The sequence below is a fragment of the Marivirga lumbricoides genome (genome assembly GCF_014636295.1).
GTDB classification, from domain to species: Bacteria; Bacteroidota; Bacteroidia; order Cytophagales; family Cyclobacteriaceae; genus Marivirga; species Marivirga lumbricoides.
Window position 1 is genome coordinate 170,243 of record NZ_BMEC01000003.1, and the last position, 14,375, is coordinate 184,617.

Here is a 14,375-nt window from a genome sequence, read left to right on the forward strand (position 1 = left end):
AGGTTTAAATAGAACCTTCTGCTAGCTCTTTATTTCAGATGCCTTTTTTAGTCTTACATTTAATTGATACTTTCTTAAAGTATTTTCTGCAGGTCGCTCAGGCAATTGATCTCATGGGTTACTGAGGCACTATGGCTAAGTTTGCCGGGATTAAAATAAATATGATCCATGCCGAAATTCCGTGCGCCCATAATATCTGTCTGGAGGTTGTCACCTATCATTACACTTTCTTCTTTTCGGGCTTCTGCTTTATCAATAGCAAATTTAAAAATAGAAGCCATAGGCTTTTTATACCCTGCTCCATCTGAGGTTACTACTGTTTTAAAATAAGGAGCCAATTTTGATTTTTCAAGCTTTATGTATTGTACATCATCAAAGCCATTGGTTAAAATATGTAAGTGGTATTTCTCTTTTAAGTAATCCAACACTTCAAAAGTAAAAGGGAAAACATGTGATTTTGTAGGGCACTGCATTAGGTATTCATCCGATAAACGGTTGCACAAGTCAGGATTTTCAATTTGGTAGCTGGCTAAAATTTTGAGAAACCGCTGTTCCCTGATAGCTTTCCTGGAAATTTTATTTTTATTAAAATCGCTCCACAACCCAACATTTATTTTTTCGAAAGTCCTGGAAAATGCTTCTGCACTAGGTATTCCCATCTCAATTAGTTGATGTTTAACTACCAGTTCGTTTAGTACTTCAGCAGAATTTTTTTCATAATCCCACAGGGTGTGATCCAGATCAAAGAATATGTGCTTATATTTTTTTAGTTTATCCATTTTCTATTGTGCAGTTTGTTTAAGGCTAACTCCCTGTTAGAATACATCACCTTAAAAGTTTCTAAATCCTTTTGTAATAATTGATCTTTTTCTACAAACCTGAAGGCTTGTGAAAGAAGGTCTTTCACCTCTTCTTTTACATTATAAAATACCCACTGGTCAACTTTTCTTGAATTTAGCACCCCATTATTTTTTAAGTAAAGTAGATGGCGCGAGGTTTTTGCCTGAGTAAAATTAAGTATTAGCTCTAGATCTGAAATACACATTTGTTGATTTTCATGCACCTGAAATAATATTCTTAACCGAGAATCATCCGCCAGGCATTTAAAAACCTGAACGCTGAAATTAAGTGTAAAATTTTTAAGTCTCATAAACATCAACCTTTTGATCATTTGTAAAGATAGCAGGCCTTGGCGCAATAGCTTTAAAATAATAAAAAGTATTTCTAAATATTACCTGAACAGTATTTGGTATTTTAATCATAAATGAACTATTGGAGGAAGATTTCGTTTAGAATCTAGCGTTTTATGTATTATATTTGTTTTATCATGATTCAAATGAAACATCTTATAGCCACGTTTTTTTTATTGAGCCTTCCTTTTCTGGGCTGGTCTCAGAATTCTGATGAATCGGCAAAGGAAGTAATTCAATTTACTGGTGTTGTTTTGGATCAGGATAGTATTGGAGTGCCGGGAGTGCATATTTATACTCCTATTTATGGAAGAGGAACTTCTACCAATTCTTATGGGTTTTTCTCTATGCCTGCTCTGGAAGGAGATAGTTTAATAATAAGTGCAGTAGGGTTTAAGAAAAGCAGGTATATCATTCCCGCTATTGATGGACAAACTTTGAAGGTGATCTTCCGATTAGAACCTGATACAACGGTCTTAAATGAAGTACAGGTTTATAATTTACCTCCTACGGCAGATGCCTTTAAAAAGGCAATTTTAGCAATGCAATTACCCAGTCAGTATGATAATATTAACAGGAACCTTGATCCTGCTGTACTAAAAGAGATGTACATGACTTTACCAGCTGATGGCTCCATGAACCACAGGTGGTTTGTTCAGCAACAAGCTTTCTATGAGCAAAGAAGAAACTCAGTGCCGGTTAATCCGCTTTTAAATCCTATGGCATGGGTAGAGCTGTTCAAATCCATTAAACGTGGTGACTTTAAAAACAGCAATTAATTACCTCTTTTCCTTGTTCTTCCCCAGATCAATAGATTATTCAGGAAATATTTATATATTTAAATTTTTAATTTTACATTAATTATCCGCAATTTTATTTGTTTTATTAAATAAGGGTAATTGTAAAATTCTGTTCTACAGTAGATTAAGTATATGATTTTTGGACTCCCAAGGCTGCCTTATTATAGGAATAAATTTGTTTTAGTTCTGGTTTTAATTCAAATTAGCTCAATAGCTAACAGTTCTGCCGAAAGCTGGGATCAAATTTTAAGAGATGGTTCCGGTAGAGTAACAATTTTCTACTTTCCTATTGAGCCCTTCGTCTACAGAAACCATTTAGGGGAAATTGAAGGAGTTGAAAAAGAAATAATGGATTCTTTTTTTCGATTTGTTGAAAAGAAGTATAAAGTTAAAATCCATCAGGATTGGGTTGAGGTAAATGCCTTTGAAGATTTAGTTGATAATGTAGCTAATTGCAAATCTGGTGCCTTCGGAATTTCAATTATTTCAAGAACGGAAGAAAGGGCTAAATCTGTAGCTTTTTCAAATGCTTATATGCCCGATGTAAGCGTTCTAATTACCCATATTTCGGTGCCTCTCTTGCAAGATACTTCAATGTTGATCAATCATTTACGTGGCCTAAAGGCTGCAACAATTTCAAACACTACCTATCAATATGATTTGCAGAAACTTTCAAATGATTATGCACTAGATTTCAGCTATATAGAATCTGAAAATGATGAAAATGTTATTGATTTAGTAAGTAGAAACCGTGATATCATCGGTTATGTTGGGCTACCTTTTTATGTAATTGAGTTAAATAGCGGTAAACAGGTAAAAAGGCAACCTAATTTTCAAATAAAACGAGATGGTTATCGCTTTATCTATCAGCACAACAAAGGGTGGGATAGACCAGTAAAAGATTATTTTGCCAGTTATCTTTATAAAGCAGAGGCAGACAAAATTATTCGAAAATATTTAGGTAATGAGTACTCTGAATTGATTTGGGGTATCGCTGGTGGAAACAAGCTGGGAAACCAGAGTGATGAAATTAACTTTCTTACAAGAGAAAAAGAATTACAAAGTAGAAGCCTTCTGGCCTCTCAGAACGAGCAGGAGCTTCAAAGGGTCATTATTGTTTCGATCAGTATTGGTCTTACCTTTATTTTCTTTATCGCTTTGTTATTAATTAAAAACAATAGAATTAAAGCCCGGGAAAATGTTTTGCTAACGGAGAAAAGTCAAGAAATGCAGAAGTTATTTGACCAGGTAAAGGCGCAAAAGGATGAAATCACTTCACAAAGACAGTTACTACAGAAGAAGAATAATGAGCTACTTGCTATTAATAAACAGAAAGATGAGCTAATAGGAATAGTTGCGCATGACCTAAAAAGTCCCATTAATCAAATGAGTGGATTAATTAATTTGATTGGCTTTAAGAATGATAGTTGGGAGGAAGAGGAAGTCAAAATTTATGAAAAATTAGAAGCTGCCAATCGACATTTAAAGGAGCTTGTGGAGCGGATTTTGGATTTGGAAGCAATAGGAAAAAAAGCAATGAACTATAATATTACAGTTGCCGATATGGTGGCAGTAATGTTTGAGACTTACAATGATTTCAAAGAGAAGGCAGACTATAAAGGAATTTTGATAAGTACTTCTCAACTATCCGGAGAATTACCTGTTTTGGCAGATCCTTTTTTCTTACGACAAGTGTTTGAAAACTTGCTCAGCAACGCTATTAAGTTTTCCCAACCTGGAACCACTATTTATTTGGCTTCAGATTTTTTTGATGAATATTGTCATATTAGTATTCGGGATGAAGGGCCTGGTATATCTAAAAGAGATCAGGATAAGCTTTTTAATAAATACCAAACATTAAGTGCCAGGCCCACCGGAGATGAATCTTCTACAGGGTTAGGCTTATCTATAGTAAAGAAATACGTGGAGGAAATGAATGGTAGTGTTTGGTGCGAAAGTAAATTGGGTAAAGGGGCTACTTTTGTTGTAGCTTTTCAGAAGGTTTGATAGTTGTTTTATTTTAGTCCAGCTTATAAAAACTAAACTGGACTATATGGAATCATATTTGAATTTAAAGTATCTCCAAAACCTGTTCTCTGCTGATTTTGGTTAAGTAAATTCTTTCAAAGCGGCCCGCTAAATAAGTAGTGCCCATTACAGCAATGCTGCCATCTTCGAAAACCATAATATCTGAAAAAGTAAATGGGTTAAGTGTACCAATGTAGTAGGTGTTGATCAGGCTGCCGGTAAAGGTATCATAAAAGTATAATACTACCTGCCTGCCTTCTGTTTCCGATGCAAAAATGACCATGTCACTTTCTGTGGTGCTGTAAGAAACAATTTTGCTATTGGCTTTTTCAGCTATTTCAGGAATATTTCTGCTAAAGTAGTTCACGGATGAACTTATCTCTGTACTGGAAAGTGTAGTTTTTCCGGAAATAAAATGATCTGAAAATTGAAAGCCCATAAAGGCAAAATCATTACCGCCCACCGGTAATAAGCTCTGCATTCCGGCATTTAATGCCTGTCCTTGTACCACACCAGTCGGCTCATCACCAAAAGTAGTGAATACTAATGAAAGGGTATAGTTAAAAAAGCCATTAAAGTAATAGGTTCCACTCGGAGCCTGCCCACAGAAAAAGGGTAAACGCTCACTTCTTTTAGTAAAATGGTTTACTACTGCACTTAAAACATCATTTCCAGGCCCTATAGAATATTGCACTTGTTTCACTACGGTTCCCTGCACATCTATATCAGAAAGCACTGAAGTTTGCCCTTCAGGATTATAGCTTAGTAGAATTAGCTTATTATCATTACTTAAAGATGCAGCTAAAGGGTACGATGCTGAAACATTTAAAGAGATAAACTCCACAGTTTCACCAGATGCTGGTATGATTCCTAAATGAGGTCTTAAAGTGTTTCTATCCATGCAGAAGAAGTAATGCACATTGCCCACTTTTAGTAAACCTTTGGTAGGCGCAACAAAGCGGTCTTCCAACTGAATCTCATTTTTAAACGTACCTTCCAAATCTGCCACTACCAGGTTGATACCTGAAAAGTTGCTGACATCAAGGTTTCTTTCCGCTAACATAAAGTAGTTGCTATCTGAGGCTCCCAGCCCTACAGGCTTGTAGGCTACATTGTAGTTATTGTCATCATAAATCTGAAGAAAGGCAGATTCCGGATTGAATTCTTCCTCGCTGCAGGAAGAAAATAGTAGGATTGTTAAGAATAAAGATACTAAAATTCTCATTTATAAAGCTTTAAATTGGCTGTCGATATATCTTAATGGGAAAACGAAGCTGATAGATCCGCTGTAATTTTGCAGGCTATAATCATCCTGAACTTCTCCGAAAGCTGAAAATTCACTTTCTCTGAATCGTTCGGCCGGATTTACTACAGACTCAAAACTATGACGGTATTGAAAATCAATGATTGTACGAATATTCCAGAAGTCAAAACTTGCTCCAATACCTCCCAACACTCCCCAGTTATTGTTAAATTCCTGCGGATTATTAAGGTTAATTGTAGCTCTGTCATATGCCTGAGGTGTTTCTGAGGCATAATCAGTTTCCTGAATATTTACTTCTTTATTTGCAGCAAATTTAAAGCTGTAAAAAGCACCTGCCATCACGAAAGGGCGAACCTTATTTTTCAGGATATCATATTTTACAGCCACAGGAAGATCAATAAATGTGATGGACTGATCTACTGAATATTTAGTTTCGTATCGATCTGCGGCCGCATCGCCTTCCCATAATCTGTTACTTTCATAACCCAGATTATGAATAAAGAATGAAGGAAAGGTAGAAATTGAAAACCCTGCATGATAGAAAGTGATATCCATTCCTATATTAAAGCTTGGATTTTCGAAACTCTTATATTCTTTCTCTAAAGATTCTTCACTGTAATTGACAGGGTTAAAGCCAGAGAAACGATTAATAGGAGTTACGTTGGTGAAATTTATTCCACCTCTTATACCTAGCCACCACTGAGTCTTCAGGAAGTCTTCTGCAAAGTTTCCTTTATTTTTCTTTTTTTTGAAAGATTGCGCCTGTGCCGTGTTTTGCAAAAGCAATACTGTCGCAAGCAGAAGAGTATAGGTAAATAGTTTATTGAATAACAAGCTTTTTGGTTTCATGAATGTTTTGTGAGTCAATTTTTACATAGTAGATTCCCTGTTTCAAAGAATCTGTATTGAGTTTTATTTCAGTTTTACCTTGTTGCAGGTTTTCTTTTACACTTTTTAAAACTGCTCCTTTATGATCCAGTATTTGGAAGCTCGCGACTCCTCTGGTATTACTGGTTACACTAAGGTAAGTATGATCCTTTGCAGGGTTAGGATATGGGGCAGACACGTTATACCTCTCCACTAACCAATCTTTATTTCCGGTGATTTTATCAGAAATAATCTTTACTTCCGGAAGAGGATTGCCTTGTTCGTCAGTGGCATTAAAAAAGTCTCTGAAGAAGATATCCTGATTAATTACAGATTGCTCTACGCCAAACCAATCGTGCAGAATACCGGAATACAGCTGACGGTAGTCGAACTGCATGTCGATATTGTTTTTATTCATGTCAGGATTGGTTCCAAAAATACCGGCATTCACTTTGTCTCCGAAGAGCATTACAGCACCACCTTTTCCATGGTCCGTTCCATAACTTCCGTTTGAAGGGATTCTTCTTCCAAATTCGGACATGGTTATAGTTAATACTTTGTCCGAGATACCTCTGTTTTTAAGGTCTTGCTGGAAGGCTTTAAGTGCTGCAGAAATGTGGTACATCTTTGTAGCATGCACACCCATAGTTGTATCAGTGGAAACCACTTGCTCTGCATGTGTGTCAAAGCCACCAATTTTCACTAAAAACACTTTGGTCTTAATGCCACCACCTAATAATCTGCCTACTAATTTGAGTTGACCACTCAGAGGGTTTCTCTTACTGCCGGAAGGTGCGTTAAAGGGATATATTTCAGGGTATTCATTAGCTGAATCAGATGAACTTAAATAGATTTCCTGTAATCTTTTAATATAAGTTTCAGATTTGTCCTCAAGACCCAAAATCCAATCCATTTCTTTTTTATAAGCGGAACCATTCAGAAATTCTGGAGGTAAACCTCTGGGATCAATTCCCTGATCAGCAAATCCTTCCAGGTTTTCAATTTGGTTTAATAACTGTCCCGGACTATTACCCAGAGAAATAGAGGTAGGAATATTTCCTTCCTGGTGAAAAAGTAATGAAGAATCATTTCCCATTTCCAAAGCCAATGGGTCCGGCATTTCAGAATTTGGAAAGTCATCAGGATAAGCAGCAGGAGCATAGGCCTGATTTAAGTATCTGCCTATCCATCCTGATGAGTAATAATCATCATAATCACCTCCCATGAACCAGATATCTCGGCCACGGAAGTGCGATCCATTATTTTTAGGATAAGAAACGCCTTGATAAACAGCTGCCTGTCCCTGATCATACATAGCTTTAAAGTCTGTCATGTCAGGGTGTAGCCCCACTTGATCTTTCAGGTCTACTGTACTATCCAATGGGATCAATGTTCTGTTGCCACTTTTATAAGGAATAGCGATGTTGGCTCTTCTGCTATAATACTGATCATAAGCATCAATTGGTATGAAGGTATTGATACTGTCGTTACCACCATGCATCTGCAAAATCACCAATACATTATCGTTTGTGCTTTTATGCAAAAGATTTTTTAATGGCTCGTGGGATGCCAACATTTGAATAGGTATACCGGAGAGTGCGAAAGGCATTCCGGCAGCGAAACCTAATTTTTTTAGAAACTGTCTTCTTTTCATGGCTACATCAATTGATATTCTGGTGATTGAAATACGGAGTTAAACAAGTCTTGTAATTGTCTTACAACAGTTTCTCTATCTACTCCGTTAGTCCAGCGGGTTGTCCAGGCACCTTCCGGGTCCTGGTCGATCTGAAAGGTGGATAAGAAAGCATTCAAAAAGTAATTAAGTCTTTCTTCTGAAAGCTCACTGGCAGCATTGGTAAATGAAACATTCTCTGATACTGCTAAAAGCTGCTTGCATACTTCCTCCACAAGAGATTTTGCGTTGGAGGCTAAACCAAAATCAATGTGTTTTTCTACATATTCAATAGGTGTAAGGGTGGATAGTGGATTACTGTCCATCATGCCCAAGCTTACGTTTTGCATATAAGCATATCGCTGAGTTAGATAAGTAGTAGTGATCCAACCTCTGTGGTAAATAGGGAATTGATGGTAAGCGGAATATCCTGCTACTTCATAAGGTTCGTAATAACTTAAACCCATGTCGTCAATTTTACCCATCATAAAACCTGTTATTTCATAAAACTCTGATGCGTTGGTAATATAATTAGGAAGTGTTAGCTCAAAAGCTCGTGCATGCCCAACCACCAGGTCTATCGGAGACTTAATAATACTACCGAAAACATCATCCTGTACACCTGTAGCACCCTCATAAAACTCTCTACTGGTGAAAAATGCAGTTAATACAGATTGAATTTTATAATCAGCAGCTATGAATACATTGGCTAAATCGGTGATAATACCCGCTTGCACCGAATCATCTATCTCATGATACCCAAAGAATCTATATATTTTTCTGCAGATATGCTTTGCAGTTTCTTCTTGTGCAAAGATAACGTCTATCAATTGTCTTATTTCATCAATGGCACTTTCGCGGGTAGGCTCTCCATTTACCAATAGTTCAGGATCCGGTGCAATTACTGTATTACCCAATCGGAAACTCATGGTTTTCGGGTTATTGTCATGCTGATTGCCATTGCTTTTAATTTTACCTGTTGGCAAACCTGTATCAGGATCTATTTCAGAAAAGCTGTCATCAAAATCAAATCCTGATAATATTTTTGCAGCTGCCTGTACATCCTCTTCTGTAAATGTGCCGTAATCGCCCTCTTCTTGCGTGTTTTTATCAGCACCTTCAAGACCTCTTCCTGCACTATAAAGTTCTAAAAGTTCCCTTGCATAATTTTCGTTAGGGTTCCCTTTCACATTGAACCTTCCATCTAAAAACCTTAGCATGGCATTATCAAGGCTCACTTTTACAGTAAGCGCTTTAAAATTCAATTCGTCAGGCAGAAAACTATCAAATGCGAATTTTCTGAATAATTCGTTTTGAAAGTACAAGGCACGACTATTATTAACTACAGATTTTTTTGTGGTAAAGTGAGTATGCAAAAATAGAACAAGTCGCTCTTTAAATATATAGGCTAGTTGATCCTCGCCTGTTGATAAGCCTCCCAGGAATTGCCCTAAATGCCATCTGAGGAAATAATTTTCGAGTTCAAATCCCTCACTATTTGCATCTGTGGTGCCTGTAGTCATCCATTCTGTTCCCGTAGCAGGGTCTATAGGAGGTAGTGGGCTTTCCAGATTATCTTTGAATAACCTTTCCATCGCATCACTGGGAGTAAGTGAAGCAAAAGTATTTATAGTTGTTTGAGTAGCTCCAAACACAGTTCTTCTGAGTAGGTGAGCTGCCCTGTGGCGACCTAAAGTTTCATTGAGTGGAGTTAATGCCATATGTTGAAAGACTTATGTTAGCTCCAAAAGTAATTATTTTTTCATTTCGAAAATTTGCTTATCGTGTTATTTTTGATCTTTATCGATGAAATGTATGTTTTGATCTTTTTTTTCAATAAAAACGAGAAATTATGTGTGCTTACCGTTTTGAAAAGTTTTAAACTATAATTTTTCTTTTGAAGAAGTGTTATCTGTGCCAATCAAATCTCCTGAAGCAGTATGAAATATTACTATATCTTTCTAAATTTCAGAAAATTGATTTGTACTAATTTTCATTTATGAGAAATTTTATTGCGCTACTGATTGTATTGATGGGAATTACCGCTTGCAACGAAAAAGAAAAAATGAATAAAACTATTTATTTTGTTCGCCATGCAGAAAAGGAAACTGAAATTAAAAATGACCCTCCATTAAATACTGATGGCGTGATTAGATCTGTGGACCTTGCAAGTTGGTTTAAGAAAATAAAGCTTGATACAGTTTTCAGTTCTGACACAAAAAGGAATATTGAGACTGCAAAACCATTGATAGAAGCTAAAAACCTTACATTGGCTAAATATAATCCAACTGATTTTATAGCATTTTCAAATACACTTAAGGAACTAAATGCAGATACTATTCTGGTAATTGGTCATAGCAACACTATTTTAGAACAAATAGAGGCTTTAGGCGCGGAAAGGCCCCAGGCATCTATTGGCGAAAATGAGTACGATAAAATATTTGAATTGCATCTGCCTTCTAACAAAGTGTTGGTTCATCAGTACGGGAGCAAGTCTAATTAAAGGCTTTGTTCGGTAAACAATTTACTTGCTATTTACTTTTACTTATATGCATTTAAAACTAAGTACTAAAGTAAAACAGGATTACCTGCAAGTAAAAGAAGGATTTAATAGTGAATTGTTCATGAAGTTAAATCCTCCTTTCCCTCCAGTGGATTTGCTTGAATTTGGAGGCAGTGAGGAGGGGGATAAGGTGCACTTAAGGCTAAACTTTTTATTCTTTAAGCAAGATTGGATAAGCCTCATAACATTTAACAAAACAGACGAACAATGTTTCGAGTTTATCGATGAAGGAACCAAACTCCCTTTCTTTCTTAAAAAGTGGAAACACCATCATATTGTTAAAAAATCGAAAGATAGGACTTCAATTATTGTAGATGATGTCCATTTTAGATCACCATTTCTCTTGATGGACTTCTTATTGTATCCTATACTATGGTTGCAATTTGCCTATCGAAAGCCTGTTTATAAAAGAATATTTAAATAGAGTGTATTAGCCAATTACTTGAGAGTCTTTGATATGAATCTGAAATTCAGTAACAGATGATTCCCCATTGTGTAATCTGATTTTAGATTATAGATGAATAAGTGACTAATTTGATTTGGCATAAAAAAAGTCCTGAGCTTGCTCAGGACTTTTAAAATTATTTAGAAATAATTTAATCTTTCTTTTCATCGGATGACGTTCCTGAATCCGTTTTTTCTGAATTTCCTGTTAAAGCTTCTTCCTCATTAGAGTCAGTTACTTTATTTTCATCCTTTTTCTCTGCATCGGCTACAGATATTTTACCATTTTTAGTAAATGCTTCATAAGTGGTGTCTTCTGCAAAAGGTCTTTTTCCAATAAGTTTTTCTAAATCAGACTGGAACAGAATCTCTTTTTCAAGAAGTTGCTCAGCCAAAATGCCTAACTCTTTTTTCTTATCAGTTAATAACTTCAAAGTTCTTTCATAAACAGAATCTATCAAAGCTCTTACTTCTTCATCTATCGTCTTAGCAGTAGATTCTGAATAAGGTTTGGTAAATTTGTAATCACCACCATCTTTGGAGTCGTAGTATGATACATTACCGATTTTTTCATTCATACCGTAAACGGTCACTATGCTGTATGCCATTTTGGTAATTCTTTCAAGATCACTCAATGCTCCAGTAGATATTTTACCAAAGGTGATTTGCTCAGCTGCTCTACCTCCTAAAGCCATACACATATCATCCATTAATTGTTCTGTCTGATATAGAAATTGCTCTTTTGGCAGATATTGAGCATACCCTAATGCAGCAACGCCTCTTGGTACTATACTTACTTTAACCAATGGATCAGCATGCTCCAGGAACCAACCTGCCACAGCGTGTCCTGCTTCGTGGTAAGCTACTATTTTCTTCTCATTAGGAGATATAAGCTTATTTTTCTTTTCTAATCCACCGATTACTCTATCAATAGCATCATGAAAATCTTGCATTTCAATAGCTTTCTTGTTCTTTCTGGCAGCTACTAATGCAGCTTCATTACAAACATTCGCAATTTCCGCACCGGCAAATCCTGGGGTTTGAGCCGCTAATTTTCTCGAATCAACATGTGCTTCATCTACCTTTAATGGTTTTAAATGCACTTTAAAAATAGCTTCTCTACCAACTATATCTGGTTTGTCAATGCTAATCTGTCTGTCAAATCTTCCTGGTCGCATTAAGGCAGAATCTAATACATCAGGTCTGTTAGTTGCAGCCAGTATAATTACTCCCGAGTCAGTTGAAAAACCATCCATTTCCACAAGAAGTGAATTCAATGTGTTTTCTCTTTCATCATTAGAGCCCGGCATTCTACCATTTCCTCTTGAGCGGCCTATAGCATCTATTTCATCAATAAAAACAATACAAGGTGCTTTTTCTTTAGCTTGCTTAAATAAGTCACGAACTCTTGCAGCACCAACACCTACAAACATTTCCACGAAATCGGAACCTGATAATGAAAAGAAAGGAACACCTGCTTCTCCTGCTACCGCTTTAGCTAATAAAGTCTTACCCGTTCCCGGAGGGCCTACTAATAAGGCACCTTTAGGTATTTTACCTCCTAATGTGGTGAATTTTGAAGGCGTCTTTAAAAATTCTACAATTTCAGCTACCTCTTCTTTCGCCTCATCAAGGCCAGCTACATCCTTAAAAGTTATTTTAACCTTGTTTTCAGCATCAAATAAAGCGGCTTTAGATTTGCCAATATTGAATATTTGACCACCGGGGCCACCCTGGCCTGTCATTCGTCTCATTAAGAACCAAACTCCAAAAAGTAAGAATATTAAGAAACCATAGCTCCAGAACATTTCTGTCCATGAAGTTCTTTCTTCTACTTCGTAGCCAATTCGCTGTGATTCCGGTACTTTAGTCTCCAGTTCCTGAAAATTTTTATTGAATATTTCCAGGCTGGGTACTTCAAAAGTGTAGTGCGGACCTTTTTGATAATTCCACGGGTTACTGCTATTCTCCAATTCCTGAACGTATTTGGAGTTTTTAAGCGCTTCTTCTTTGAGATAAACCTCAACTACACCCTGGTTTTTAAGTAATACCACCTTTCTGATGTCATTACTTGTATACATCCTTTCAAATCTCTTTTCAGATATTTGAATAGCGCTATTGCTGCCGCCAAATATTGAAATACCGAAAACCACTGTTATAATAGCAATTATAACCCACACCTGATAATTAGGCTTTTGTGGTGGCTTTGGGATGATTTTTTTTCTCTTGTCTTTATTATTAGGTATTTCTGCCATTATATTTTATTACTGTTTCAATTAGCTTGATGCTAAACGGGAGCATCTTATAATTTGTTTATTAATTATACGTTCTCTACTTCTATTATTTTGGCATCTCCCCAGAGATTTTCCAAATCGTAGTGAGCTCTTTTTTCTGTTTTAAATATATGAGCTACTACCGTCACAAAATCTAAGAGTATCCATTCTTTATTATTTTTGCCTTCTTTTTGCCAAACGTTTTCCTGAGCTTGCTTATATACAAACTCTTCAACTGAATCCGAAATAGCATCTACCTGAGTGTCAGAGTTAGCCGAACATAATATAAAGTAATCGGCAACTGCATTTTTAACTTGAGAAAGGTCTAATATAGTGACGTCATTTGCTTTCTTCTCTTGCATTCCCTTCACTACTAACTTGCTTAAAGCTTCTGAATTCATTAAAAATTTTTTGGTTTCAAAACTAACTTGTTTATTTGCTGTAAATCTACGAAATAATATTGCATAAAATCTTTGCCAATACCTTATTTATAGGGAAACAACTTATTTCTCTGCCAAGCTGTCATTCTACTAATGATATTGTAGCGGATATGGCAGTACAGGGGTCTATATATGAAGGTGCAGTAGTAAGCACGGAAAACCAAACCAAAGGAAAAGGACAGCGCGGTAATACCTGGCTGTCTGCACCTGGTGAAAACCTTACTTTCTCCATTTATTTAAAGCCTAAATTTCTTAAGCCTACTCAGCAATTCGAACTTAATCGTATTGTTTCCCTTGCTCTTTTTGATGTAATCAAATCTATAGACAACGACATGAAAGCCTTTATTAAATGGCCTAATGATTTGTATGTGAAGAACCTTAAAATTGCCGGTATATTAATTGAAAATAACATCAATTATCAACAAATTAGCCAAAGCATTATTGGTATTGGGCTTAATGTCAATCAAACAGAAAAACTTCCCTCAACAGCTACTTCCTTAAAGGTTATAACTGAAAAAACTTTTGCTTTAAACGAGGTGCTTTCTTCCATTATTTCAAGGATTGAACATTATTATTTAATGCTAAGAAGTAACGATGTGCGGGTAATTCACCAGCTTTATGAGCAGCAGTTGTATAAAAAAGATAAGGTGTCTTTTTTCGAGGATAGTAAAGGTAAATTCAACGGGATTATTAGAGGGACAAGTACTGAAGGTAATTTGCATATAGAAGATGAAGCAGAATATATAAGAAAATATCAGTTCAAAGAGGTACGATTTTTATAAGTGTTTTTTAGCCGGGGGTAGTTAAAGATTCACAAATTTTCTATTATAAAAC

General features: G+C 36.1%; 13 protein-coding genes. 5 read left to right on the forward strand and 8 right to left on the reverse strand.

Translation table 11 applies throughout. From position 1 onward, the window contains the following. Positions 1–74: 74 nt before the first annotated feature. Both IEV85_RS05490 and IEV85_RS05495 read right to left on the reverse strand, forming a co-directional pair. Entirely contained in the window at positions 75–779 is a 705-nt protein-coding gene (locus IEV85_RS05490; protein ID WP_188461007.1) for a YjjG family noncanonical pyrimidine nucleotidase, read from the reverse strand. After that, entirely contained in the window at positions 767–1,150 is a 384-nt protein-coding gene (locus tag IEV85_RS05495) for a metalloregulator ArsR/SmtB family transcription factor (RefSeq protein ID WP_188461010.1), read from the reverse strand. The genes IEV85_RS05490 and IEV85_RS05495 overlap by 13 nt, the downstream gene beginning before the upstream one ends. A gap of 186 nt (positions 1,151–1,336) precedes the next feature. Here IEV85_RS05495 and IEV85_RS05500 point away from each other — a divergent pair, with 186 nt between their 5' ends. Together IEV85_RS05500 and IEV85_RS05505 are read left to right on the forward strand one after the other, a co-directional pair. Beyond that, the gene (locus IEV85_RS05500; RefSeq protein ID WP_188461012.1) at positions 1,337–1,969 is read left to right on the forward strand and encodes a carboxypeptidase-like regulatory domain-containing protein; all 633 of its coding nucleotides are present in this window, start codon (positions 1,337–1,339) and stop codon (positions 1,967–1,969) included. A 153-nt stretch (positions 1,970–2,122) separates the two neighbouring features. Then, positions 2,123–3,997: an ATP-binding protein gene (locus IEV85_RS05505; protein WP_188461014.1), complete on the forward strand. Its 1,875-nt coding sequence runs from the start codon at positions 2,123–2,125 to the stop codon at positions 3,995–3,997. Between the two features lie 64 nt (positions 3,998–4,061). Here the strand turns inward: IEV85_RS05505 and IEV85_RS05510 are convergent, their stop codons facing one another. From IEV85_RS05510 to IEV85_RS05525, 4 genes are read right to left on the reverse strand one after another with little or no spacing between them, the layout of a single operon-like run. Beyond that, positions 4,062–5,243, reverse strand: coding sequence for a hypothetical protein (locus IEV85_RS05510; protein ID WP_188461016.1), 1,182 nt, complete (start codon positions 5,241–5,243; stop codon positions 4,062–4,064). Beyond that, a complete protein-coding gene (locus IEV85_RS05515) occupies positions 5,244–6,131 on the reverse strand; it encodes a porin family protein (protein ID WP_188461018.1) in 888 nt (295 codons plus the stop codon). After that, entirely contained in the window at positions 6,103–7,803 is a 1,701-nt protein-coding gene (locus IEV85_RS05520; protein ID WP_188461019.1) for a DUF1501 domain-containing protein, read from the reverse strand. Before IEV85_RS05520 ends, IEV85_RS05515 begins: the two co-directional genes overlap by 29 nt. Before the next feature lie 2 nt (positions 7,804–7,805). Then, complete coding sequence (locus IEV85_RS05525) at positions 7,806–9,542, reverse strand: DUF1800 domain-containing protein (RefSeq protein WP_188461021.1); 1,737 nt, start codon at positions 9,540–9,542, stop codon at positions 7,806–7,808. A gap of 278 nt (positions 9,543–9,820) precedes the next feature. Here IEV85_RS05525 and IEV85_RS05530 point away from each other — a divergent pair, with 278 nt between their 5' ends. After that, entirely contained in the window at positions 9,821–10,324 is a 504-nt protein-coding gene (locus IEV85_RS05530) for a phosphoglycerate mutase family protein (protein ID WP_188461023.1), read from the forward strand. A gap of 46 nt (positions 10,325–10,370) precedes the next feature. Next, complete coding sequence (locus IEV85_RS05535) at positions 10,371–10,808, forward strand: SRPBCC family protein (protein WP_188461025.1); 438 nt, start codon at positions 10,371–10,373, stop codon at positions 10,806–10,808. Between the two features lie 172 nt (positions 10,809–10,980). Here IEV85_RS05535 and ftsH read toward each other — a convergent pair whose 3' ends face one another. Together ftsH and rsfS are read right to left on the reverse strand one after the other, a co-directional pair. Continuing rightward, complete coding sequence (gene ftsH, locus IEV85_RS05540) at positions 10,981–13,083, reverse strand: ATP-dependent zinc metalloprotease FtsH (RefSeq protein WP_188461027.1); 2,103 nt, start codon at positions 13,081–13,083, stop codon at positions 10,981–10,983. Between the two features lie 65 nt (positions 13,084–13,148). After that, positions 13,149–13,502: a ribosome silencing factor gene (rsfS, locus tag IEV85_RS05545; protein ID WP_188461029.1), complete on the reverse strand. Its 354-nt coding sequence runs from the start codon at positions 13,500–13,502 to the stop codon at positions 13,149–13,151. Between the two features lie 59 nt (positions 13,503–13,561). Between rsfS and IEV85_RS05550 the strand changes: the two genes are divergently transcribed. After that, positions 13,562–14,323 carry a biotin--[acetyl-CoA-carboxylase] ligase gene (locus IEV85_RS05550; RefSeq protein WP_188461031.1) on the forward strand — a complete coding sequence of 254 codons (762 nt, stop codon included), beginning with the start codon at positions 13,562–13,564 and terminating at the stop codon, positions 14,321–14,323. The last annotated feature ends 52 nt before the right edge of the window (positions 14,324–14,375 follow it).

What these genes read in the sequence shown, in the direction of transcription:
- IEV85_RS05535 (WP_188461025.1), top strand. Translation starts at nt 10,371, where the DNA reads ATGCATTTAAAACTAAGTACTAAAGTAAAACAGGATTACCTGCAAGTA.
- IEV85_RS05525 (WP_188461021.1), bottom strand. Translation starts at nt 9,542, where the DNA reads ATGGCATTAACTCCACTCAATGAAACTTTAGGTCGCCACAGGGCAGCT.
- IEV85_RS05505 (WP_188461014.1), top strand. Translation starts at nt 2,123, where the DNA reads ATGATTTTTGGACTCCCAAGGCTGCCTTATTATAGGAATAAATTTGTT.
- IEV85_RS05490 (WP_188461007.1), bottom strand. Translation starts at nt 779, where the DNA reads ATGGATAAACTAAAAAAATATAAGCACATATTCTTTGATCTGGATCAC.
- rsfS (WP_188461029.1), bottom strand. Translation starts at nt 13,502, where the DNA reads ATGAATTCAGAAGCTTTAAGCAAGTTAGTAGTGAAGGGAATGCAAGAG.
- IEV85_RS05510 (WP_188461016.1), bottom strand. Translation starts at nt 5,243, where the DNA reads ATGAGAATTTTAGTATCTTTATTCTTAACAATCCTACTATTTTCTTCC.
- ftsH (WP_188461027.1), bottom strand. Translation starts at nt 13,083, where the DNA reads ATGGCAGAAATACCTAATAATAAAGACAAGAGAAAAAAAATCATCCCA.
- IEV85_RS05515 (WP_188461018.1), bottom strand. Translation starts at nt 6,131, where the DNA reads ATGAAACCAAAAAGCTTGTTATTCAATAAACTATTTACCTATACTCTT.
- IEV85_RS05530 (WP_188461023.1), top strand. Translation starts at nt 9,821, where the DNA reads ATGAGAAATTTTATTGCGCTACTGATTGTATTGATGGGAATTACCGCT.
- IEV85_RS05500 (WP_188461012.1), top strand. Translation starts at nt 1,337, where the DNA reads ATGAAACATCTTATAGCCACGTTTTTTTTATTGAGCCTTCCTTTTCTG.
- IEV85_RS05520 (WP_188461019.1), bottom strand. Translation starts at nt 7,803, where the DNA reads ATGAAAAGAAGACAGTTTCTAAAAAAATTAGGTTTCGCTGCCGGAATG.
- IEV85_RS05495 (WP_188461010.1), bottom strand. Translation starts at nt 1,150, where the DNA reads ATGAGACTTAAAAATTTTACACTTAATTTCAGCGTTCAGGTTTTTAAA.